Genomic DNA, 21,365 nt, shown 5'->3' on the forward strand with positions numbered 1-21,365 from the left:
AATAGGATTTGCCATGTCAAAGTCTTGACGTTTTTCAAAGTTGCCGTTAACACTTGAACCCCGTTTCAGAACCATTCATTCCGCAGTAACCGTCTGGCGCACGCGCTCGGTTTCTTTCGCTGCGCGCCGTTCGGCAATACCCCGTAGTAAATCACGCGAATAAACGCCCCCAGGGGACGTTGGGCCAGAAGGCCCGGCGGTGGCGTTGCTTTGCCCAAAACCAGTCCACTCAGGAGCCGTACCGATGAATCGGATTTATCGCAAGGTCTGGAACAAAGCATTGGGTCAGTTGGTGGTGGCCTCGGAATTGGCCTCCTCCGACAGCAGCGGAGGTGTTGTCGACCAACGCGCCGCGACGACGCAGGCAACACCGGCCCTGCTGGCCGTTGCCCTGGGCCTGGTACTGGGAGTGGGCATGGCCGGCACTGCGGCAGCGCAGTCGGTGCAGATCGGTGGCAGCGCCACCTGCGTGGCGTTCAGCGGCAAGCTGCTGGAAAAGTGCCTGATCGAGGGCAGCGCCAGCGCCAAGGGCAGCAACGCGGTGGCCATCGGCGCCGGTACCAGCGCCAGCGCGGCCAACAGCGTGGCGCTGGGCGCCGGCTCCAAGGCCACCCGTGCCAACACCGTGTCCGTCGGCGATGCTGGCAAGGAACGGCAGGTCACCAACGTCGCCGCCGGTACCCAGGCCACCGACGCCGTGAACAAGGCGCAGCTGGATGCGCAGGCGCGTGCCACCCAGGCCGCGCTGGCCGATGTCGCCGCCGATGGCAACCGCTATTTCAAGGCCGATGGCGCCGGTGATGACAGCGACGCGGCGAAGATCGAAGGGCAGGGTGCCGTGGCCGCAGGCGCCGGCGCGCAGTCGCTGGCCAACGCCACCACCGCCATCGGCACCCAGGCCATTGCCGCCGGCCTTGGCGCCAGCGCATTCGGCCAGGGCGCATTGGCGCTGGGAGATGCCAGCGTGGTGGTGGGGCAGAGCGCGGCTGCGTTCGGTCTGGGTGACACTGCGGTGGGCGCCAGTGCCACCGCCGCCAGCGAGAATGGCGCGGCCACCGCACTGGGCGCGTTGTCCGAAGCGACCGCCGATGGCGCAACCGCCGTCGGTGGCGGTGCCGTGGCCATGGGCCCGGGCAGCACGGCACTGGGTCGTGGCGCCACGGCCGCCAATGAAGCCTCGATCGCGGTCGGCGCGTTCAGCACGGCCGTGGGCGAGTACAGCACCGCGCTGGGTTCCAATTCGGCGGCGGTGGCCACCGGCAGCGTGGCGCTGGGCGCCGGCTCGCTGGCCGATCGCGTCGATACCGTCTCGGTCGGCGCTGTCGATTACGGCCTGACCCGGCAGATCACCAGCGTCGCTGCCGGTACCGAAGACACCGACGCGGTCAACGTTGGCCAATTGAAGGATGTCGCTGCGGTGGCTGACGCGACGGCCAAGCGTTTCCAGGCGACCGGCAGCAGCAACAGTGATGCCGGCGCGCTGGCCGAGGGCGATGACGCGCTCGCGGCCGGCGAAGCCGCCAACGCCATCGGCAACGGCGCTACCGCCGTGGGCGCCGGTGCAACGGCGGTTGCGCAGAACGCCACGGCGGTGGGCACCAACGCGCTGGCGTCGGGCCAGAACAGTGCCGCGTTCGGCAACAACGCGCAGGCCAACGGTCCGGGCAGTGTCGCCGTGGGCGGCGCTGCGGTGGATGCCAACGGCAACCCGCTGATCACCAGCGGCGGCGTGCCGGTGGAAACCGGGGCGACCAGTGCCGGGGTCGGCGGCACCGCAGTGGGTGCCAGTGCCGAGGCCGGTGGGTTTGCTGCCTCCTCATACGGTGTCGGCGCCTACGCCGCCGGCGCGCAGGCTTCCGCGTTCGGTGCGGTGGCCAATGCCATCGGTGATTACTCCACCGCGCTGGGTACGCAGAGCAATGCCACCGGCACCAGCAGTGTGGCCATCGGCGGTCCGGCCGATCTGATTCCGGGCCTGGGCTTCTTCGTGCAGACCCAGGCCAGTGGCGAAGCCGCCACGGCGGTCGGCGCCGGTGCCATCGCCAGTGGCAACTACGCCGTGGCCAACGGCAGCCTGACCGAAGCGTCCGGTGCCGAGTCGGTGGCCGTGGGCTACTTCGCCTACGCGCCTGGCGAAAATGCCAGCGCACTCGGTGCACAGACCTGGGCCAGTGGCGCGCAGAGTACCGCGGTGGGCTACTACGCCACGGCACGCGGCGCCAACAGTGTCGCATTGGGTGCCAATTCCGAAGCCGTGCGCGCCAACAGCGTGGCCGTGGGCAGCGCGGGCAACGAACGGCAGATCACCAATGTGGCCGCTGGCAGTGAAGCCACCGATGCGGTGAACAAGGCGCAGCTGGATGCGGTGGCCACGACCGCCGACAGCACCGCGCGCTTCTTCCAGGCCCAGCCGGAAACCGGCAGCGATGCCGGGGCCTATGCCGAAGGCGAGGGTGCGGTGGCGGCCGGTTCGGCCAGCAATGCCATCGGTGCCGGCGCCGTGGCACAGGGCGCCGGCGCGTCGGCGCTGGGCGATGACAGTGTGGCCCTGGGCCGCAACACCAGTGCTACCGGTGCTGGCGGGGTGGCCATTGGTGGCCTTGGCCAGGCCTACGACGCGTTCAACCAGCCGCTGGTCGATGACCAGGGCAACCCGGTGCGCGTGGGCACCACGGCTGCCGCGGATGCGACGGCGGTGGGCAACGCCGCACAGGCCACCGGCGCAACCAGCAATGCGTTCGGCAGCGCCGCCAAGGCCAGCGGCGACAACAGCCTGGCGGCCGGTGGCAAATCACGCGCCACCGGCAGCTACGCCGTCGCGCTCGGCGACAGCGCGTTCGCCAGCAGCGATGACAGCACCGCGGTGGGCGGCTACAGCTGGGCCACGGCCAGTGGCGCCAGCGCGTTCGGTGCCGGTGCGTGGGCCACGGCCACCAACGCATCCGCGTTCGGCAACGCGGCCTGGGCCAGTGGCAACGGCGCCACCTCGATCGGCTACAACAGCTGGGCCAACGGCAACAGTGCCACCGCTGTCGGCCGTGGTGCGTTCGGCTATGGCGACAACAGTGTCGCGCTGGGCTTCCAGGCGCTTGGCAACAGCATCAACAGCATTGCCATCGGCACCAACACGGTGGCCGGCGGAGAGAGTGCCATCGCGGTCGGTGCCGGCAGCAACGCCAGCGGCAACAACGCGGTCGCGCTGGGCGCCGGCTCCGTGGCCAGCCGTGACCGCAGCGTGGCGGTGGGCAGCGCAGGCAACGAGCGGCAGATCACCAGCGTGGCCGCCGGTACCCAGGCCACCGATGCGGTGAACAAATCGCAGCTCGATGCGGTAGCCGCCAGTGCGGCCAACACCAGCAAGTACTTCCAGGCCAGCGGCAGCGACGACAGCGACGCCGGTGCCCACGTGGAAGGCGACAACGCGCTGGCCGCGGGTGAAGCGGCCACGGCCATCGGCAATGGTGCGACCGCGCTCGGCAGCGGCGCCAACGCCCTGGCCGGCAATGCGCAGGCCATCGGCTTCAATGCACTGGCCACGGCCGCCAATGCCAGCGCCATCGGCGCCAACGCACAGGCCACCGGCGAGTACGCCACCGCCCACGGTGCCGAGAGCGAAGCCAGCGGTGAACAGAGCGCGGCGTTTGGTGCGGCCGCGGTGGCCAGCGGCGCCGGCAGCACCGCGACCGGCGTGCTGTCTGAAGCCAGTGGCGAGGAAGCCGTGGCGGTGGGCTACTTCAGCAACGCCAGCGGCGAAGCGGCGACCGCCGTAGGCAGCGAAAGCGTGGCCAGCGGCACGGCCTCGGCGGCGTTCGGTATCGGCGCCGAAGCCACCGGCGGTTACAGCACTGCCATCGGCGGCTATGCGCAGGCTTCGGCATTCAACGCAACCGCCTTCGGCAACTTCGCCAATGCATCCGGTTCCAACAGCGTGGCGCTTGGCGGCGATTCGGAAGCATCCGGCGCCTACAGCACCGCGACCGGCCAGGGCAGCCTGGCGTCGGGCACCAATGCGGTGGCCGTCGGTGGTTCGCTGTTTGGCCTGCTGGCCACTGAAGCATCCGGCGACTACTCCACTGCCGTGGGTGGTGGTGCCTATGCGCCCGGCATCAACAGCACCGCGCTGGGCAACGCGGCCGAATCGCGCGGTGCCAACAGCGTGGCGCTGGGCGCCGACTCGATTGCCGACCGCGACAACACGGTCTCGGTGGGTGGCGGCGGCAACACCCGCCAGGTCACCAACGTGGCGGCGGGCACCCAGGGCACCGATGCGGTGAACAAGGACCAGCTGGATGCGGTCGCCGCCGAGGGCGCAACCACCCGCAAGTACTTCCAGGCCAGTGGCAGCGCAGACAGCGATGCCGGTGCCTATGTGGAAGGTGACAGCGCGCTGGCTGCTGGCGAAGCGGCCAATGCCATCGGCAATGGCGCCACGGCGCTGGGCAGTGGCGCCACAGCCGTCGCAGCCAACGCCACCGCAATCGGCTTCAACAGCCTGGCCACCGGCACCAACGCCGCGGCCGTCGGCAACAACGCGCAGGCCAGCGGCGATGACAGTGCCGCACTGGGCAGCGGTGCTGCGGCCAGCGGCATCAGTGCCACGGCCACCGGCGCTGCGGCGCAGGCCAGTGGCGTGTACAGCACGGCCAACGGTGCAGAGTCCATCGCCAGCGGTGCGCAGTCGCTGGCCAGCGGCTTCCGTGCGGCGGCGTCGGCTGACGGCACCACGGCCGTGGGCGGTTACAGCGAAGCCAGCGGCCGTCTCGGCACCGCACTGGGCTACGGCTCGGCGGCGACCGGCGCCAACACCACCGCCGTCGGCTTCGGTGCTGCGGCTGCGGGGACCGGTGCGGTGGCAGTCGGCCAGTCCAGCGAAGCCAGTGGTGCGGAGAGTGTCGCCATCGGCGGCAGCACCTTCTTCGGCCTGATTCCGTCGCGCGCCAGTGGTACCGGTGCTGCGGCCTTCGGTGCCGGTGCCTGGGCCACCGAGGATTACGCCACGGCAATCGGCTGGAATTCGTGGGCCGATGGCGCCGATTCGACCGCCCTGGGCGCCAGCGCTACCGCCACTGGCCTCAACAGCGTCGCACTCGGTGCCGGCTCCAAGGCCGAGCGTGACAACAGCGTGGCCGTCGGCAGTGCCGGCAGCGAGCGCCAGGTCACCCATGTCGCTGCCGGTACCGAAGGCACCGACGCGGTGAACAAGAACCAGCTCGACGCGGTGGCCGCCACGGCGGACAAGACCAGCCGCTACTTCCAGGCCAGTGGCAGCGCCGACAGCGATGCCGGTGCCTATGTGGAAGGTGACAGCGCGCTGGCTGCTGGCGAAGCGGCCAACGCCATCGGCAACGGCGCCACGGCGCTGGGCAGTGGTGCCACCGCTGTTGCAGCCAACGCCACGGCGGTGGGCTTCAACAGCCTGGCCACCGGCACCAACGCCGCGGCCGTCGGCAACAACGCGCAGGCCAGCGGCGATGACAGTGCCGCACTGGGCAGCGGTGCCGCGGCCAGCGGCATCAGTGCCACGGCCACCGGCGCTGCGGCGCAGGCCAGTGGCGTGTACAGCACGGCCAACGGTGCAGAGTCCATCGCCAGCGGTGCGCAGTCGCTGGCCAGCGGCTTCCGCGCGGCGGCGTCGGCTGACGGCACCACGGCCGTGGGCGGTTACAGCGAAGCCAGCGGCCGCCTCGGCACTGCACTGGGTTACGGCTCGGCGGCGACCGGCGCCAACACCACCGCCGTCGGCTTCGGTGCCGCCGCTGCGGGGACCGGTGCAGTGGCCGTCGGCCAGTCCAGCGAAGCCAGTGGTGAGGAGAGTGTCGCCATCGGCGGCAGCACCTTCTTCGGCCTGATTCCGTCGCGCGCCAGTGGCACCGGTGCTGCGGCCTTCGGTGCCGGTGCGTGGGCCACCGAGGATTACGCCACGGCAATCGGCTGGAATTCGTGGGCCGATGGCGCCGATTCGACCGCCCTGGGCGCCAGCGCTACTGCCACTGGCCTCAACAGCGTCGCACTCGGTGCCGGCTCCAAGGCCGAGCGTGACAACAGCGTGGCCGTCGGCAGTGCCGGCAGCGAGCGCCAGGTCACCCATGTCGCTGCCGGTACCGAAGGCACCGACGCGGTGAACAAGAACCAGCTCGACGCGGTGGCCGCCACGGCGGACAAGACCAGCCGCTACTTCCAGGCCAGTGGCAGCGCCGACAGCGATGCCGGTGCCTATGTGGAAGGTGACAGCGCGCTGGCTGCTGGTGAAGCGGCCAACGCCATCGGCAACGGCGCCACGGCGCTGGGTGGTGGTGCCACCGCTGTTGCAGCCAACGCCACGGCGGTGGGCTTCAATGCGCTGGCCACGGGGGCCAACGGCGCTGCACTGGGCAACGCGGCGCAGGCCAGTGGCGTGGACAGCCTGGCGCTGGGCAGTGGCGCGGTGGCCAGTGAACTTGGCGCCAGTGCCACCGGCGCCGGTGCACAGGCCAGCGGTGCCTACAGCACCGCCAGCGGTTCGCAGGCCGTCGCCAGTGGCACGCAGTCGCAGGCCAACGGTTTCCGTGCCAGCGCCACGGCCGATGGTGCCGCCGCACTGGGCGGCTACACCGAAGCCAGCGGCCGCCTGGGCACGGCGGTCGGTTACAGCGCCAAGGCGACGGCGGCCGGTGCCACGGCGGTCGGTTTCGGCGCCACGGCCAGCGCCGCCGGCAGCACCGCGCTGGGCGCGTCCTCGGTGGCCGATCGTGCCAACACCGTATCGGTGGGCAGTGCCGGTGCAGAGCGGCAGATCACCCGCGTCGCGGCCGGTACCCAGGCCAACGATGCGGTGAACCGCGCCCAGCTCGACGCGGTGGCATCCACCGCAGACGCCACCAGCCGTCACTTCCGCGCCAGCGGCAGCGGCACCGCGACCGCCAGTGGCAGCGATGCCATCGCGGTGGGCTCGGCCGCCACCGCCAGTGGCAACCGCAGCAACGCGCTGGGCAGCAACGCCAGCGCCATCGGCAACGCGACCCTGGCACTGGGCGCCAACACCGCGGTGACCGGCAGCAACGCGGTCGCCCTGGGTGCCGGCTCCCGCGCCGTGGAGGCCAACGTGGTCTCGGTCGGCGGTGGCAACGGCACCGATGGCCCGGCGACGCGCCGCATCGTCAATGTGGCCGACGGTCGCATTGCCGCCGGCAGCAGCGATGCGGTCACCGGTTCGCAGCTCAACGTGACCAACCAGCGCGTGGGTGCGGTGGAAACCCGCGTCGGCGACTTCGATTCGCGCATCGCCACGGTTGAAACCACTGCCGCCAGTGCAGTCGGCTACGACGACGCCAGCCGCGATCGCCTGACCCTGGCGGGGATCCAGGGCACCACCCTGGACAACGTCGGTGCAGGCAGCATCGCTTCCGGCAGCCGTCAGGCCATCAACGGCGGGCAGTTGTTCCAGTCGCTCAGCGATGCCGCCAGCTTCCTGGGCGGCGGTGCCAGCGTTGGCCTGCAGGGCGTGTTCGTTGCGCCGAATTATGTGATCCAGGGCTCCACCTACAACAACGTCGGTGATGCGCTGGGCGCACTGGATCGCAAGGTCAGCGAGATCGACCGCCGCACCGCCAGTGGCAGCCGTTCCGGTGCATCCAGCCTGCGCGCCATGTCCGCCTCGCTCGATGCTGAACCGTCCAGCGCCGCGCTGGGCCTGGCCGGTGAGGATGCGAGCGTGGCCGACACCGCGCCTGCCGCCAGCACGGCCCGCGTGCAGGGCACCCCGACCGCCGCCAGTGCGGGCACTGCGCAGCCTGTCCTGGCCAGCGGTGGCGGGCTCAATGCGGTCGCGATGGGTGAAGGTGCCGTCGCCAGCGGCGCCTCGTCCACCGCGCTGGGGCAGGGCGCCAGTGCAACGGCGGCCAACGCCGTGGCACTGGGCCAGGGCTCGGTGGCTGACCGTGCCAACACGGTCTCGGTCGGCAGCGAGGGCAACGAGCGCCAGGTCACCAACGTTGCAGCCGGTACCACGGCCACCGACGCGGTCAACAAGGGCCAGCTGGATCGTGGCATCACCACGGCCAACAGCTATACCGACAGCCGCGTGCAGGCCGTGTCCGACAGCTTCGACGTGTTCAAGGGCGAAGTGGATGGACGTCTGCGTCACATGGACCGTCGCATTGATCGCCAGGGTGCGATGAGCGCCGCGATGCTCAACATGGCCACCAGTGCCGCCGGCATCCGTACCCAGAACCGGGTCGGCGTCGGCATCGGTTTCCAGGGCGGCGAGTCGGCGATGTCGCTGGGCTACCAGCGCGCGATCAGTGATCGCGCCACGGTCACCATCGGCGGCGCCTTCAGCAGTGATGACAGCTCGGTCGGCGTAGGCGCCGGCTTCGGCTGGTAAGTGTGCAACCGCGTGCCGATGGTTCTGCCATCGGCACGCCATGCAGTGAGCGCCAAAGGGGCGTGGCACGGCAACCTTGGTGGGCCAGCCAGGGCAGTCGCAGGGAGTGATGGCCGTAGTGAGCTCCGTCCGTGCAATGGACGGAGAAGGAAAGCTCAACCATGACCTTGAAGAGGATTTCGAACGTGACCAACAAGCAGACCCTTCGCATCAATGTGCTGGCTGCCGCCGTGCTGTCGCTGACGGTGGGCGTCGGTGCCGCGCACGCGGCAACCCCGGGCGTGGCCAAGGAGCCGTCGCGTCTGGCCAGCGCTGCCCAGCAGAGCGTGGACGGCGTCATCGTCAAGTACCGCAGCGGCACCGCCGCCGCCAGTGACCGCTCGGCCAAGCTGTCGGTGGTCCAGTCGGCGCTTTCGCGCGCCATCGTCAGCAGCGGCAACACCAGCCGCGCCACTGCGCTGGCCCCGCAGGTGGAACGCAGGCTGGGCACCGGCGCCGATCTGGTGCGGTTGAAGTCCAGGCTCGGCAATGCCGACATGCAGAAGGTGCTGGCCGAACTGAACGCCGATCCTTCGGTGCAGTACGCGGTGGCCAACGTACGCCTGCAGCGCTCGGACCTGCGCGCGGCGAACGCCCAGCCCGCGCTGGTTCCCAATGATCCGGACTACCAGCGCCTGCAGTGGAACTTCCACAACGCCACTGGTGGCGTGAATGCGCCGGCGGCATGGGACGTATCGCAGGGCGAGGGCATCGTGGTGGCCGTGCTCGACACCGGCATCATTCCCAATGTCCCGGACTTCGGCACGAACCTGCTGGAAGGGTACGACTTCATCAGCGACAAGGAATCCTCGCGCCGGCCGACCGATGGTCGTGCACCGGGCGCCACCGACTATGGCGACTGGGTGGAGAATGCCAACGAGTGCTACACCGGCTCGCTGCCCGATGACAGCTCCTGGCACGGCACGCACGTGGCCGGCACCATTGCCGAAGTGGCCAACAACGGTTCGGCCGTGGCGGGTCTGGCCTACAAGGCCAAGGTTCTGCCGGTGCGCGTGCTGGGCAAGTGCGGTGGCACCCTGGCCGACATCAGCGATGCCATCACCTGGGCATCGGGCGGCACCGTACAGGGCGTCCCGGCCAATGCCAATCCGGCCGAGATCATCAACATGAGCCTGGGCGGTGGCGGTGCGTGCGATCCGGCCTACCAGGATGCGATCAACGGCGCGGTCTCGCGTGGCACGCTGGTGGTGGTGGCCGCCGGCAATGAAACCGACAACGCCGCCAACTACCGTCCGTCCAGCTGCGCCAATGTGGTGGCGGTGGGCGCAACCCGTGTGACCGGTGGCATCACCTACTACTCCAATTACGGCACGGTGGTCGATCTGGCGGCGCCGGGCGGTGGTGGCAGCGTGGATGGCAACCCGAACGGTTACATCTGGCAGATCGGCACCGATGCCACCCAGGGCCCCACCGGTGGCCAGTGGATCTACATGGGCAAGGGCGGCACCTCGATGTCCTCGCCGCATGTGGCTGCCGTGGCCGCGATGGTGCAGAGCGCGCTGATCGCCAGGGGCAAGGAGCCGCTGGCGCCGGCCGCGCTGGAAACCCTGCTCAAGCAGTCCGCGCGTCGCTTCCCGGTCACCATCCCGGCAGCGACGCCGATCGGCAGCGGCATTGTCGATGCCAAGGCCGCACTGGACGCCGCGCTGAAGGAGCCGTGCACCGAGAACTGCGAACCGGAAGGCATCCCGCTGACCAACAAGGTGACCGTGGGTGGCCTGGCCGGCGCAGCCGCCAGCGAAACCGTGTACACCTTCGAAGCGGCAGCGGGCAAGGCGCTGAGCGTGCTGACCTACGGCGGCAGCGGCAACGTGTCGGTGTACCTGGCCCAGGGCCGCGTGCCGACCGCCACCGACAACGACGCCAAGTCCACCCGCCCGGGCAATACCGAAACCGTGCGCGTGGCCAAGACCGTGGCCGGCACCTATTACATCAAGGTGGTGGGTGAGTCGGCCTACAGCGGGGTGAGCATCCTGGCGACCCAGTAATTCAGGGACGTCGTAGATGAACACGCGAAGCCCGTCACGCAGGTGACGGGCTTCGTGTTTTTGCGAATGGCCTGCCGGGGAGGGCGGAATCCACTGCCGAACTGCTAAAGTCGGACCGATTGACAGGAGAGTCATGTGAACGCGCTCGCTGCTACCGTTACCGACGACGCCGAAGGCCGCATCCTGGATGCGCTGCTGGCGCGTGGACGGCTCAAGGAAGCCGACCTGGCGCGCGCGCGACCGCTGCACGCCGAAGCCGGCGGCAGCCTGCTCGGGCTGCTGGTGCGGTTGGGCCTGGTGTCCGAACGCGACCAGGCGCAGGCCAGCGCCGATGTGCTGGGCCTGCCGCTGCTGGAGGGCCGGCAACTGCCCGAAGCGCCTCCGCAGGCGCTGGCCGATGGGTTGCCGCTGTCGCTGCGTTTCCTCAAGCAGTTCCATGTGTGCCCGCTGGACGTCAATGAACAGGGCATGCGGCTATGGCTGGCCGATGCCCACGATCCCTACCCGCAGCAGGCCGTGCAGTTGGCGCTGGGCGTACCGGTCATCCCGGTGCTGGGCATGCGCGCGGAAATCGACGATCTGGTGGAACGCTGGTTCGGTCAAGGGCGCAGCGCGATGGGCGCGATCGTCGAGACCGCCGACGGCGAGGGTGGTGCGGTCGACGACATCGAGCACCTGCGCGACCTCGCCTCCGAAGCGCCGGTGATCCGCCTGGTCAACCTGGTGATCCAGCGTGCGGTGGAACTGCGCGCTTCGGACATCCATGTCGAGCCGTTCGAAAGCCGCCTGAAGGTACGCTACCGCGTTGACGGCGTGCTGGTGGAGGGCGAAAGCCCGCCGGCCAACCTCACCGCTGCGGTGATCAGCCGCATCAAGATCATGGCCCGGCTCAACATCGCCGAGCGTCGCCTGCCGCAGGACGGCCGCATCATGCTGCGCGTGCAGGGCAAGGAGCTGGACCTGCGCGTGAGCACGGTACCGACCGCGCATGGCGAAAGCGTGGTGATGCGCCTGCTCGACCGCGAAACGGTGGTATTCGATTTCCACCGGCTCGGTTTCACCGACGCGTTCCTGCCGCAGTTCCGCAAGGTGCTGGAACAGCCGCACGGCATCCTGCTGGTGACCGGCCCGACCGGTTCGGGCAAGACCACCACGCTGTACACCGCGCTGAGCCAGCTCAACACCGCCGACGTCAAGATCATCACGGTCGAGGATCCGGTCGAGTACCAGATCGAAGGCATCAACCAGATCCAGGCCAAGCCGCAGATCGGCCTGGATTTCGCCAACGCTCTGCGCAGCATCGTGCGCCAGGACCCGGACATCATCATGATCGGCGAAATGCGCGACCTGGAAACCGCGCGCATCGCCATCCAGTCGGCGCTGACCGGCCATCTGGTGCTGTCCACCCTGCACACCAACAATGCGGCCGGCGGCATCACCCGCCTGCTCGACATGGGCGTGGAGGATTACCTGCTCACCTCCACCATCAACGGCATCCTGGCCCAGCGCCTGGTACGCCGGCTGGAGCCGACCCACGCCGAGCGCTACCAAGCCTCGCCGGAGGAGATCGAGCGTTTCGAGCTGCGCCGCCTGCAGCCGCACGGGCCCATCCATCTGTACCGTCCCGTGCCGTCGGCGCTGGCGCCAACCGGTTACCTCGGCCGCACCACCATCATGGAATTCCTGGTGATGAACGATGCGCTGCGGCGGGCGGTGATGCGCCGCGATGGCATGGGCGAAATCGAACGCATCGCCCGTGAAGCGGGCATGCGCACCATGTACGAGGATGGCCTGGCCAAGGCACTCAGTGGGCAGACGACCCTCGAGGAAGTGCTGCGCGTCACCGAGGAAAGCTGATGCGCGCAGGATTCCGGGGCTGACATGCCGAACTACCGTTACAAGGCGCTCAATCCGCACGGCGAGATCTTCGACGGGCAGATGGAGGCCGCCAGCGAGGCCGAGCTGGTGGCGCGGCTGCAGGACCAGGGCCATCTGCCGATGGAAACGCAGCTGGCCGACGGCGGCGCCCTCGGTGGCAGCAGCTGGCGCAACCTGCTGCGCCAGCGCCCGCTGCAGGGGCCGGCACTGCTGCAGTTCACCCAGCAGCTGGCAACCCTGCTCGGCGCCGGCCAGCCGTTGGATCGCGCGCTGTCGATCCTGCTCGGCCTGCCGGAGGACGAACGCTCGCGGCGCGCGATCACCGACATCCGCGACGTGGTGCGCGGTGGCGCGCCGCTGTCGACCGCGCTGGAACGCCAGCATGGCCTGTTCTCGCGCCTGTACGTGAACATGGTGCGCGCCGGTGAAGCCGGTGGCAGCCTGCATGAGACGCTGCAGCGCTTGGCCGACTACCTCGAGCGCAGCCGTGCGCTGCAGGGCAAGGTGATCAACGCGCTGGTCTATCCGGCCATCCTGCTGGTGGTGGTGGGCGGTGCGCTGCTGTTCCTGCTCGGCTACGTGGTGCCGCAGTTCGCGCAGATGTACGAGAGCCTGGACGTGGCGCTGCCCTGGTTCACCAACGCGGTGCTGCAGCTGGGCCTGTTCGTGCGCGATTGGTGGATCGTGTTGCTGGTGGTGCCGGCGGTGCTGGCGCTGCTGTTCGAGCGCAAGCTGCGGCAGCCGGCATTCCGCCTGGCGCTGGATGGCTGGCTGCTGCAACGGCGCGGCATCGGCCGCCTGATGGGCGAACTGGAAACCGCGCGGCTGGCGCGCACGCTCGGCACCCTGCTGCGCAACGGCGTTCCGCTGCTGGGCGCGCTGGGCATCGCCCGCAACGTGCTCGGCAACCGTGCGCTGGCCGCCGACGTGGAAACGGCCGCAGACGAAGTGAAGAACGGCGCCGGGTTGTCGCTGGCGCTGTCACGCGGCAAGCGTTTTCCGCGCCTGGCGCTGCAGATGATCCAGGTAGGCGAGGAGTCCGGCGCCCTCGACACGATGTTGCTGAAGGCGGCCGACACCTTCGAACAGGACAGCGCCCGCCGTATCGACCGCCTGCTGGCGGCCATGGTGCCGGCGATCACCCTGGTGCTGGCCTCGGTGGTCGGCGCGGTGATCGTCGCCGTGCTGGTGCCGCTGTACGACCTGACCAATGCCATCGGTTGACGATGGAATGCCCCGCAACCCCGATACCCGCAACAGAAAGGACCGTCCATGATTGCTTCCCGTCGACCGATCCGCCTTTCCTTCACCGCTGCACGCCACCAGTCGGGCATGAGCCTGCTGGAAATCATCATCGTCATCGTGCTGATCGGCGCGGTGTTGACCCTGGTCGCCAGCCGCGTGCTGGGCGGCGCTGACCGCGGCAAGGCCAACATCGCCAAGGCGCAGGTGCAGACCGTGGCCTCCAAGATCGACAACTACCAGATCGACACCGGCAAGCTGCCGGGTGCGCTCAATGATCTGGTGACCGCACCGGCCGGCGTCGGTGGCTGGCTGGGCCCGTATGCCAAGCCGGCCGATCTGAACGATCCGTGGGGTCACGCGCTGGAGTACCGCGCACCGGGCGAAGGCCAGCCCTATGAGCTGGTCAGCCTGGGCAAGGACGGCAAGACCGGCGGCAGCAGTGTCGACGCCGATATCCGCTACCAGCCGTAAGCCTGCATGAGCGCTTTCCTGCCGCGCCGGCTGCCCCGCCCGCGCCTGCACGGCAGGCGCGCAGGGGGCTGTCGCTGCTGGAAATGCTGCTGGTGATCGCCTTGATCGCGGCGATCGGCCTGATCACCGCGGCCGGCCTGTCGCGCGGCTTTGCCGGCATGCAGCTGCGCAGTGCCGGCAAGGACATCGCCAATCAGCTGCGCATGGTGCGCGCGCAGGCCATCGCCCGCGGCGAACCGCAGCGCTTTGTGATCGAACCGGCGCGGCGGCGCTGGGAAGGTGCCAACCAGCGTCAGGGTGACGTCCCGGCGCAGCTGCAGGTGCAGTTCGAAGGCGCCGCACAGCTGGCCACCGCGCCGGGCCAGGGCGTGATCGAGTTCCATCCCGATGGCGGTTCCAGCGGTGGCCGCATCCGCCTGCAACGCGACGGCGCCGAATGGCGCATCGATGTCGGCTGGCTTACCGGTGAGGTCCGATCGGGCCCATGGCGGGCACCATGAAGCGGCGCGCACGCGGCTTCACGCTGCTGGAAGTGATCATCGCCTTCGCCCTGCTCGGCCTGGCGTTGACCCTGCTGCTGGGCAGCCTGTCCGGTGGCGCCAGGCAGGTGCGCGAGGCCGAGCTGCGTACGCGCGCGGTGCTGCATGCGCAGTCACTGCTGGCCGAAGCCGGTGTTGCCGCACCGTTGCAGGCGGGTCGCCAGCAGGGCGAATGGGAGCAGGGCCGCTACCACTGGGAGCTGCAGGTGCAGCCGTGGGTGGAGCCGCGCGCGGGCAACGCCGCGCAGGCACAGGCGCAGTCGCCCGGCACGCCCTGGCTGGCCGAACTGCAGCTGCAGGTGCGCTGGGGCGACAGCGAGCGCGAGCAGTTGCGCTGGCGCAGCCTGCGCCTGCTGCCGCCAGACCTGGAGAGCGCACGATGAAGCGACGCGCCGCCGGCTTTACCCTGGTCGAAGTGATGCTGGCCACCGTGCTGCTGGCCGGTGGCCTGGCCCTGGCCTTCGCCAGCGTGCGCTCGGCGATGGCCGTCAGCCAGCGCGGCGAACAGATCGCGGCCGACAGCGAACGCATGCGCGCGGTGCAGGCGCTGCTGCGGCGGCAACTGGCCGGTGCGCTGCGCACACCGCTGGAGGTCCCCGATCCCACCCGCGAGCCGGTCTTCTTCCAGGGCGAGGAACAGCGCATGCAGTTCGCTGCCGACCTGCCGGGCTATCTCGGTCGTGGCGGCCCCTATCTGCATGCGCTGCAGGTCGATGGCCGCCCGGGTCACCGCCGCCTGCTGCTGGACCTGGTGCTGCTGCAGGAAGGCGAGCGCATCGCCGAGACGCCGCCGCGCCCACCGGAGCTGCTGGTGGACGAGCTGAAGTCGGTGCAGCTGCGCTATCGCGGCATCGACGCCGGTACCGGCCAACTGACCGAGTGGCTGCCGCGCTGGGACGATACCCGGCGGCTGCCGATGCTGGTGGAGATCCAGATCGTGCCGGCCCGTGGCGCGCCCTGGCCCGCACTGGTGGTGGCGCCGCGCGTGGGTGGCAGTGGGGGCCCGCGATGAGGCGTTCACGCGGCGCGGCACTGGTACTGGTGCTGTGGCTGATTGCGCTGATGACCGCGCTGGTGGGCGCATTCGCACTGAGTGCACGGGTTGAGCATCTGCAGCAGCGTGTGCTCGATGACGGCGCGCGGGGCCAGGAGCGCGCGCGTGCCGGGCTGGAGTACGCGCTGACACGCCTGTCCGCCGATCCGCAGCGGGCGCCCTGGCGCGCCGATGGCCGCCTCTATCGCTGGCAGTTCGACGACGCCACCATCGAGATCAAGGTGCTGGACGAAAACGGCAAGATCAACCTGAATCTGGCCGATGTGGCCCTGCTGACAGCTTTCCTCAAGGCGCTGGGCGAGGACGACGGCGCGGCCCGGCAGTTGGCTGGCGCGATCGTCGACTGGCGTGACGAGGACAGTCTGGTACAGGCCGGTGGCGGTGCCGAAGCGCCCGACTATGCTGCAGCAAGGCTGCCCTATGGCCCGCGCAACAAGCGTTTCGAGACCCTGGGTGAGCTGCAGCGGGTGCTGGGCATGCGCGGACCGTTGTATCGGGCGATGCTGCCGCATGTGACGCTGTACAGCCGTCAGGCGCGGCCCGATCCGCAGTTCGCCGGTGCGCCGGTATTGACTGCGCTGGGCCTGGATGCGGAGCAGGCGTTGGCGCAGCGCGCGCAACAGGAGCGTGACGCCGGTGGCGAAGCGGGTGCGACAACGCTTGCCAGCGCCAGCGGCACCTATAGTATCGAGTGCCGTGTCACCGACGGCAGTGGACGCCGGTCGGTGCTGCAGGCAGTGGTACGCAATGGCTCGGGCGGGGCTCCCGGGCAGACCTACACAGTGCTTCGCTGGGAGCAGGGAATGGCAGCAAGATGACAGCTTGGCAGGACAGTCTGCGGCAGGTGCAGGGCCGGATCGGCCCGGGCACGGGCCGTTTCCTGCGTTGGTGGCGGCACGGGTTGCTGGCCTGGGTGCCGGTGCGTTGGCAGTGGGCGCTGGGCTGGGGCCAGGCGCGCCTGCTGTTGCTGCGTGACGGCGATCACCTGCAGGTCTGGCGTGAAGCCGGCGAGCGCCGCGAAGACGTGGTGCGCCTGCCGTGGCCGCTGTCGCCGCAGGCGCTGGACCGGGTGCTGGAGCCGCGCCTGCGCGGCCTGCCGCGGGTATGGTTGTTGCCGGCCGCGGACGTCCTGCGGCGCACCCTGCGCCTGCCGGGAGCGGCCGCCGACCGCCTGCGGGCCGTGGTCGGCTTCGAGATCGACCGGCAGACACCCTTCGAATCGTCCCAGGTCAGTTTTGACGTACGCGAACTCGGCCCGGCCGGCGAAGGCCAGCTGCAGGTGGAGCTGGTCGCCTGGCCGTTGCGCCAGTTGGACGCCTGGCGCGCCAGCGTGGGCGAGTGGGCCGATGCGCTGGCCGGTGTCGATGCCATCGACGCGCAGGGCAGGGCGCTGCAGGTGAACCTGCTGCCCCCGGCGCAGCGCCAGCGGCGACCGGACCCGATGCGGCGCTGGAACGTGCTGCTCACCGTGGCGGCCCTGCTGATGCTGGTGCTGGCGGCCCTGCAGCTGCTGGACAACCGCCGCGCCGCCGCCGATGAACTGCGTGCGCAGGTCGAGCGCAGCGCGCGCAGTGCGCGTGGCGTGGCCAGCGAGCGGGCGCAGCTGCAGGCCCTGGTCGAAGGCGCGGCGTTCCTGGAGAAGCAGCGCAACCAGCGTGCAGGCACGGTCGAAATCTGGAACGAATTGACCCGGCGCCTGCCCGAAGGCACCTACCTGGAAAAACTGGCCATCGAAAGCAACAACCTGCAGCTGATCGGCCTCAGCCGCGAAGCCTCGCAGCTGGTGCAGCTGCTGCAGGACGCGCCGCAGTGGCGCAAGGTCAACCTGACCGGCGTGCTGCAGGCCGATGGCGCCGCCAGTGGCCGCGACCGCTTCACCATGACCGCCGAGCTGCAGCCGCTGGCCGCCGCCCGCACCGAGGAGGCGGCCGATGCTGATGCCAAACGCACGCCGTGACCGCTGGCTGGCGCTGGCCCTGCTGCTGGCCGTGCTGGGCCTGGCCTACCTGCTGCTGGTGCATCCCTGGTTCACCCAGCCGCTGCGTGAGATCGATGCCGATGTCGCGTCGTTGCGCGAACGCGAAGCGCGTGTGCAGGCGCAGCTGCAGCAGCAGCCGCAGATCGAACAGCGCCTGCGTGCCACCCGCGAGGCCCTGCTGCAGCGTCCCGGCTTCCTGCGCGAGGCCACCGCCGAAGCCGCCGCGGCCGCGCTGGGTGCCAAGCTGCAGGATGCGGTGGCGATGGCCAGCCCAGGCAACCGCAGTTGCACCATCAGCAACCGCACGCCGTTGACCGACAACCGGCGCGATGCCGAGTTCGTCCGCGTTGCCATGCAGGTGCGGCTGCGCTGTGGCGTGGCCGAACTGGCCACGGTCCTGCACAGCCTGGAAACCGGCAGCCCACGCCTGTTCGTGGACAACCTCAACCTCATTGCACAGCGTTTCCAGCAATCACCGAACGAATCGGGGCTGGGCCTGGACGTGTCCTTCGAACTGGCCGGTTATCTGTTGCCGGGTGCTGCCGGCGAAGGTGCGGCACCGGAGCCGGCACCGGCGCCGGCCACCGAAGCCGCGCCGACGCCACCGGCCGAGGCGCCCACACCCGCACCGCTGCCGCCGCCCGATGGACAGGAGGTGGCCGATGAAGCGTGAGCAGATCAGCCTACGCACCGGTTTCCTGCTGGCCCTGGCCGGCTGGGCCGGCGCCGTCTGGCTGGCCACCCTGTTCGGGCTGGGCAGCGATCTGCCACAGGCCGGCGGCGATGCCGACGCGGCGCCACCGCTGCCCACCCTGGCGCCCCTGGCCGCCGAACGCATGGCCAGTGCCGACAGCTACAGTGCCATCGCAGCGCGCCCGCTGTTTGCCGAAGACCGCCGCCCCCGTCCGTACCTGCTGGGCGGCAGCGAACCGGCGGCCAGCGCCGCGCTGCGCCTGACCGGCGTGCTGCTCAGCGGCGATTTCGGCATGGCCACCTTCAGCACCGAGCAGAACCGATCGCTGCGCCTGCGCCTGAACGGAGAGGCGGTGGACGGCTGGCAGCTGGTGGCCCTGCAGCCCCGCCAGGCAACGGTGATCGGGCCGGGAGGCAACCAGGTGCTGGAATTGGCCGTGTTCAATGGCCAGGGCGGCGAGCCGCCGACCGTGCTGCGTGGCGCCAACGGCGTGCCCCCTGCGGCCGGTGGTGCCGTGCCGTCGCCGGTTCCGCCGCCGCCGCCGGCAGCGGCCGCCCCTCCGGCGCAGACGGCACAACGCCCGGCCACCGCCACCGCCGCAACCCCGGCCGCACAGACACCTCCCGCCGACACCAACGGCCCCAGCGAAGCGCAGATGCAGGCCATCCGCGAACGCATCCAGGCCCGTCGCCGCCAGCTGCAGCAACAACAGCAGCAACAACCGTCGCCGCCCCCGGGCGATGGCACCAACCGATAGAGTGAATGCATGAACCTGCGTTTTCTTCCCTGGTCCTTTGCCCTTGCGCTGCTGGTCGGCTGCAGTACGGTGTCCGCGCCGCACGTGCAGCGCAACGGCAACCTGTCGCCCAGCGCCGCTGCCGGGCAGGCGGCCGACGTCGCCGCCGATGCCGCCCGTGAGAGCCAGGGCGCGCCGCAGGCGGTGATCCGCCGCGGCACCGGCACCATGATCAACCGCGAAGCCGCGCGCGCACCGGCGCCGGCGCTGCACGGGGCCAGCACCGGCGAGGCCACGTTCAACTTCGAAGGCGAATCGCTGCACGCGGTGGTCAAGGCGATCCTGGGTGACATGCTGGGCCAGAACTACGTGATCGCTCCGGGTGTGCAGGGCACGGTCACCCTGGCCACGCCCAAGCCGGTATCGCCGGCGCAGGCGCTGAATCTGCTGGAGATGGTGCTGGGCTGGAACAACGCGCGCATGGTCTACAGCGGCGGTCGCTACAACATCGTTGCCGCCGACCAGGCATTGGCTGGTACGGTGGCGCCCAGCACGGCCCCCGCCGCCAGCGCACGCGGCTTCGAGGTGCGGGTGATCCCGCTGCAGTTCATCTCGGCCACCGAGATGAAGAAGGTGCTCGAGCCGTACGCGCGGCCCAACGCCATCGTCAACGTCGACAGCGGCCGCAATGTGATCACCCTGGGCGGCACCCGTGCCGAGCTGGAAAACTACATGCGCACCGTCGAGATCTTCGACGTCGATTGGCTGTCGGGCATGTCGGTAGGAGTGTTCCCGATCCAGTCGGGCAAGGCCGAGCAGGTCGCCGCCGACCTTGAGAAGGTGTTCGGTGAGGAGAGCAAGACGCCCAGCGCCGGCATGTTCCGTTTCCTGCCGCTGGAAAACGCCAATGCCGTGCTGGTGATCACCCCGCAGGTGCGGTACCTGGACCAGATCCAGCAATGGCTGGACCGGATCGATACCGCAGGTGGCAGTGCGCGCCTGTTCTCCTATGAACTGCGCTACATCAAGGCACGCGATCTGGCCGAGCGCCTCAGCGAAGCCTTCGCCAGCAGTGGCAACCGTGGCGGCTCCAGCCCGGCGTCGCTGGCACCGGGTGCGATTCCGTCGCAGCTGGGCGGCGAGAGCGACCGCGGCATGGACAGCAGCAACAGCAGCCTCGGTTCCACCACAGGGGGAACCGGCAGCGGCAGCAGTGGCGGCAGCATGAACCTGCCGCAGCGCCAGTCCGGCAATGTCAGTGTCAGCCTGGAGGTGGAAGGCGACCGTGTCGGCGTGTCGGCGGTGGAGGAAACCAACACGCTGCTGGTGCGTTCGACGCCGCAGGCATGGCGCTCGATCCGCGAAGTGATCGAGAAGCTGGACGTGATGCCGTTGCAGGTGCACATCGAAGCACAGGTGGCCGAAGTCGCACTGACCGGCGACCTGAAATATGGCGTGAACTGGTTCTTCGACAACGCCGTGGCCGGGCGCGCGCTGACCGGTGCGCTCAGCGGGCTGACCCTGCCGCCTGCGGCCGCCGGCGCCTGGAACACCTTCGCCGGCGGCGTGACCGGCAACGATGGCGTGGGCTGGGCCTTCACCGGGCACAATGCCGCGGCCGTGGTCAGCGCACTGGACAAGGTCACCGACCTGCGTCTGCTGCAGACCCCTTCGGTGTTCGTGCGCAACAACGCCGAAGCCACGCTCAATGTGGGTGACAAGGTGCCGATCAACACCACCACGGTGAACACCGGTGTGGGCACCAGCACCTACAGTTCGGTGCAGTACATCGATACCGGCGTGATCCTCAAGGTGCGCCCGCGGGTGACCCGCGATGGCACCGTGTTCCTGGACATCGTGCAGGAAGTGAGCAGCGCCTCGGAGATTCCGGAGACCTGCAACCCCAACGAGCGCAACTGCAACCCGCGCATCTCGACCAAGAAGCTGTCCACCGAGGCGGCGGTGCAGAGCGGTGACACCATCATGCTGGCCGGTCTGATCACCGATTCGGCCACCGATGGCAGCAGCGGCATTCCGGGCCTGAGCAGGATTCCGGTGATCGGTGCGCTGTTCGGCCAGAAGACCCGTACCAGCCGTCGTTCGGAGGTGATCGTGCTGCTGACCCCGAGCATCGTCCGCAATGGCCAGGAAGCGCGCAATCTGACTGACGAGTACAGCAAGCGTTTCCGTGCGATGGAACCGCTGAACCAGCCGCGCGCGAAGAAGTAAGGGGTTTATGGCCGGGCTGCGCCCGGCACCCGCGGTAGTGCCGGCCGCTGGCCGGCAACCTCAGAAGCAACAGCAACAGCGGGTCTTCTGAGGGATGGCGGGGCACTGTGGGTATGCGGGGACGCCGTAAA

At 69.6% G+C, this 21,365-nt stretch carries 13 protein-coding genes; all 13 read left to right on the plus strand.

Features of this window, described 5'->3' with window-relative positions; translation table 11 throughout:
• Positions 1–244 precede the first annotated feature (244 nt).
• The 13 genes from N4G47_RS01320 (at position 245) to gspD (ending at position 21,234) form a co-directional block, all read left to right on the plus strand.
• Positions 245–8,362 carry an ESPR-type extended signal peptide-containing protein gene (locus N4G47_RS01320; protein WP_475284759.1) on the plus strand — a complete coding sequence of 2,706 codons (8,118 nt, stop codon included), beginning with the start codon at positions 245–247 and terminating at the stop codon, positions 8,360–8,362.
• Between the two features lie 185 nt (positions 8,363–8,547).
• Entirely contained in the window at positions 8,548–10,410 is a 1,863-nt protein-coding gene (locus tag N4G47_RS01325; RefSeq protein WP_475289874.1) for a S8 family peptidase, read from the plus strand.
• Positions 10,411–10,545: 135 nt separating this feature from the next.
• Positions 10,546–12,267: a type II secretion system ATPase GspE gene (gspE, locus tag N4G47_RS01330; protein ID WP_475284761.1), complete on the plus strand. Its 1,722-nt coding sequence runs from the start codon at positions 10,546–10,548 to the stop codon at positions 12,265–12,267.
• Between the two features lie 24 nt (positions 12,268–12,291).
• On the plus strand, positions 12,292–13,512 hold the full coding sequence (gene xpsF / locus N4G47_RS01335) for a type II secretion system protein XpsF (RefSeq protein WP_249841971.1): 1,221 nt from the start codon (positions 12,292–12,294) through the stop codon (positions 13,510–13,512).
• 48 nt (positions 13,513–13,560) lie between these two features.
• Entirely contained in the window at positions 13,561–14,004 is a 444-nt protein-coding gene (gene gspG, locus N4G47_RS01340) for a type II secretion system major pseudopilin GspG (protein ID WP_107232281.1), read from the plus strand.
• Between the two features lie 83 nt (positions 14,005–14,087).
• The gene (gene xpsH / locus N4G47_RS01345; RefSeq protein WP_475284763.1) at positions 14,088–14,504 is read left to right on the plus strand and encodes a type II secretion system protein XpsH; all 417 of its coding nucleotides are present in this window, start codon (positions 14,088–14,090) and stop codon (positions 14,502–14,504) included.
• Complete coding sequence (gene xpsI, locus N4G47_RS01350; protein ID WP_107232302.1) at positions 14,501–14,926, plus strand: type II secretion system protein XpsI; 426 nt, start codon at positions 14,501–14,503, stop codon at positions 14,924–14,926. Before xpsH ends, xpsI begins: the two co-directional genes overlap by 4 nt.
• Positions 14,923–15,555, plus strand: coding sequence for a type II secretion system protein J (locus tag N4G47_RS01355; protein ID WP_475284766.1), 633 nt, complete (start codon positions 14,923–14,925; stop codon positions 15,553–15,555). Before xpsI ends, N4G47_RS01355 begins: the two co-directional genes overlap by 4 nt.
• Positions 15,552–16,415: a type II secretion system minor pseudopilin gene (locus tag N4G47_RS01360; protein ID WP_475284768.1), complete on the plus strand. Its 864-nt coding sequence runs from the start codon at positions 15,552–15,554 to the stop codon at positions 16,413–16,415. The genes N4G47_RS01355 and N4G47_RS01360 overlap by 4 nt, the downstream gene beginning before the upstream one ends.
• Positions 16,412–17,554 (plus strand): PilN domain-containing protein, encoded by a 1,143-nt coding sequence (locus N4G47_RS01365; RefSeq protein WP_475284770.1) that lies wholly within the window; start codon positions 16,412–16,414, stop codon positions 17,552–17,554. The genes N4G47_RS01360 and N4G47_RS01365 overlap by 4 nt, the downstream gene beginning before the upstream one ends.
• Positions 17,529–18,248 (plus strand): type II secretion system protein GspM, encoded by a 720-nt coding sequence (gene gspM, locus N4G47_RS01370; protein ID WP_475284771.1) that lies wholly within the window; start codon positions 17,529–17,531, stop codon positions 18,246–18,248. Before N4G47_RS01365 ends, gspM begins: the two co-directional genes overlap by 26 nt.
• The gene (locus tag N4G47_RS01375; protein ID WP_475284773.1) at positions 18,238–19,026 is read left to right on the plus strand and encodes a hypothetical protein; all 789 of its coding nucleotides are present in this window, start codon (positions 18,238–18,240) and stop codon (positions 19,024–19,026) included. Before gspM ends, N4G47_RS01375 begins: the two co-directional genes overlap by 11 nt.
• A gap of 9 nt (positions 19,027–19,035) precedes the next feature.
• Positions 19,036–21,234, plus strand: coding sequence for a type II secretion system secretin GspD (gene gspD / locus N4G47_RS01380; RefSeq protein WP_107232287.1), 2,199 nt, complete (start codon positions 19,036–19,038; stop codon positions 21,232–21,234).
• Positions 21,235–21,365: the final 131 nt, after the last annotated feature.

Source organism: Stenotrophomonas sp. GSD10, assembly GCF_056172695.1.

Bases quoted from the DNA above. Each gene is read 5' to 3' on its own strand.
- N4G47_RS01320 (WP_475284759.1), top strand. From the start codon at position 245: ATGAATCGGATTTATCGCAAGGTCTGGAACAAAGCATTGGGTCAGTTG.
- xpsF (WP_249841971.1), top strand. From the start codon at position 12,292: ATGCCGAACTACCGTTACAAGGCGCTCAATCCGCACGGCGAGATCTTC.
- gspG (WP_107232281.1), top strand. From the start codon at position 13,561: ATGATTGCTTCCCGTCGACCGATCCGCCTTTCCTTCACCGCTGCACGC.
- xpsH (WP_475284763.1), top strand. From the start codon at position 14,088: ATGCTGCTGGTGATCGCCTTGATCGCGGCGATCGGCCTGATCACCGCG.
- xpsI (WP_107232302.1), top strand. From the start codon at position 14,501: ATGAAGCGGCGCGCACGCGGCTTCACGCTGCTGGAAGTGATCATCGCC.
- N4G47_RS01355 (WP_475284766.1), top strand. From the start codon at position 14,923: ATGAAGCGACGCGCCGCCGGCTTTACCCTGGTCGAAGTGATGCTGGCC.
- N4G47_RS01360 (WP_475284768.1), top strand. From the start codon at position 15,552: ATGAGGCGTTCACGCGGCGCGGCACTGGTACTGGTGCTGTGGCTGATT.
- N4G47_RS01365 (WP_475284770.1), top strand. From the start codon at position 16,412: ATGACAGCTTGGCAGGACAGTCTGCGGCAGGTGCAGGGCCGGATCGGC.
- gspM (WP_475284771.1), top strand. From the start codon at position 17,529: ATGCTGATGCCAAACGCACGCCGTGACCGCTGGCTGGCGCTGGCCCTG.
- N4G47_RS01375 (WP_475284773.1), top strand. From the start codon at position 18,238: ATGAAGCGTGAGCAGATCAGCCTACGCACCGGTTTCCTGCTGGCCCTG.
- gspD (WP_107232287.1), top strand. From the start codon at position 19,036: ATGAACCTGCGTTTTCTTCCCTGGTCCTTTGCCCTTGCGCTGCTGGTC.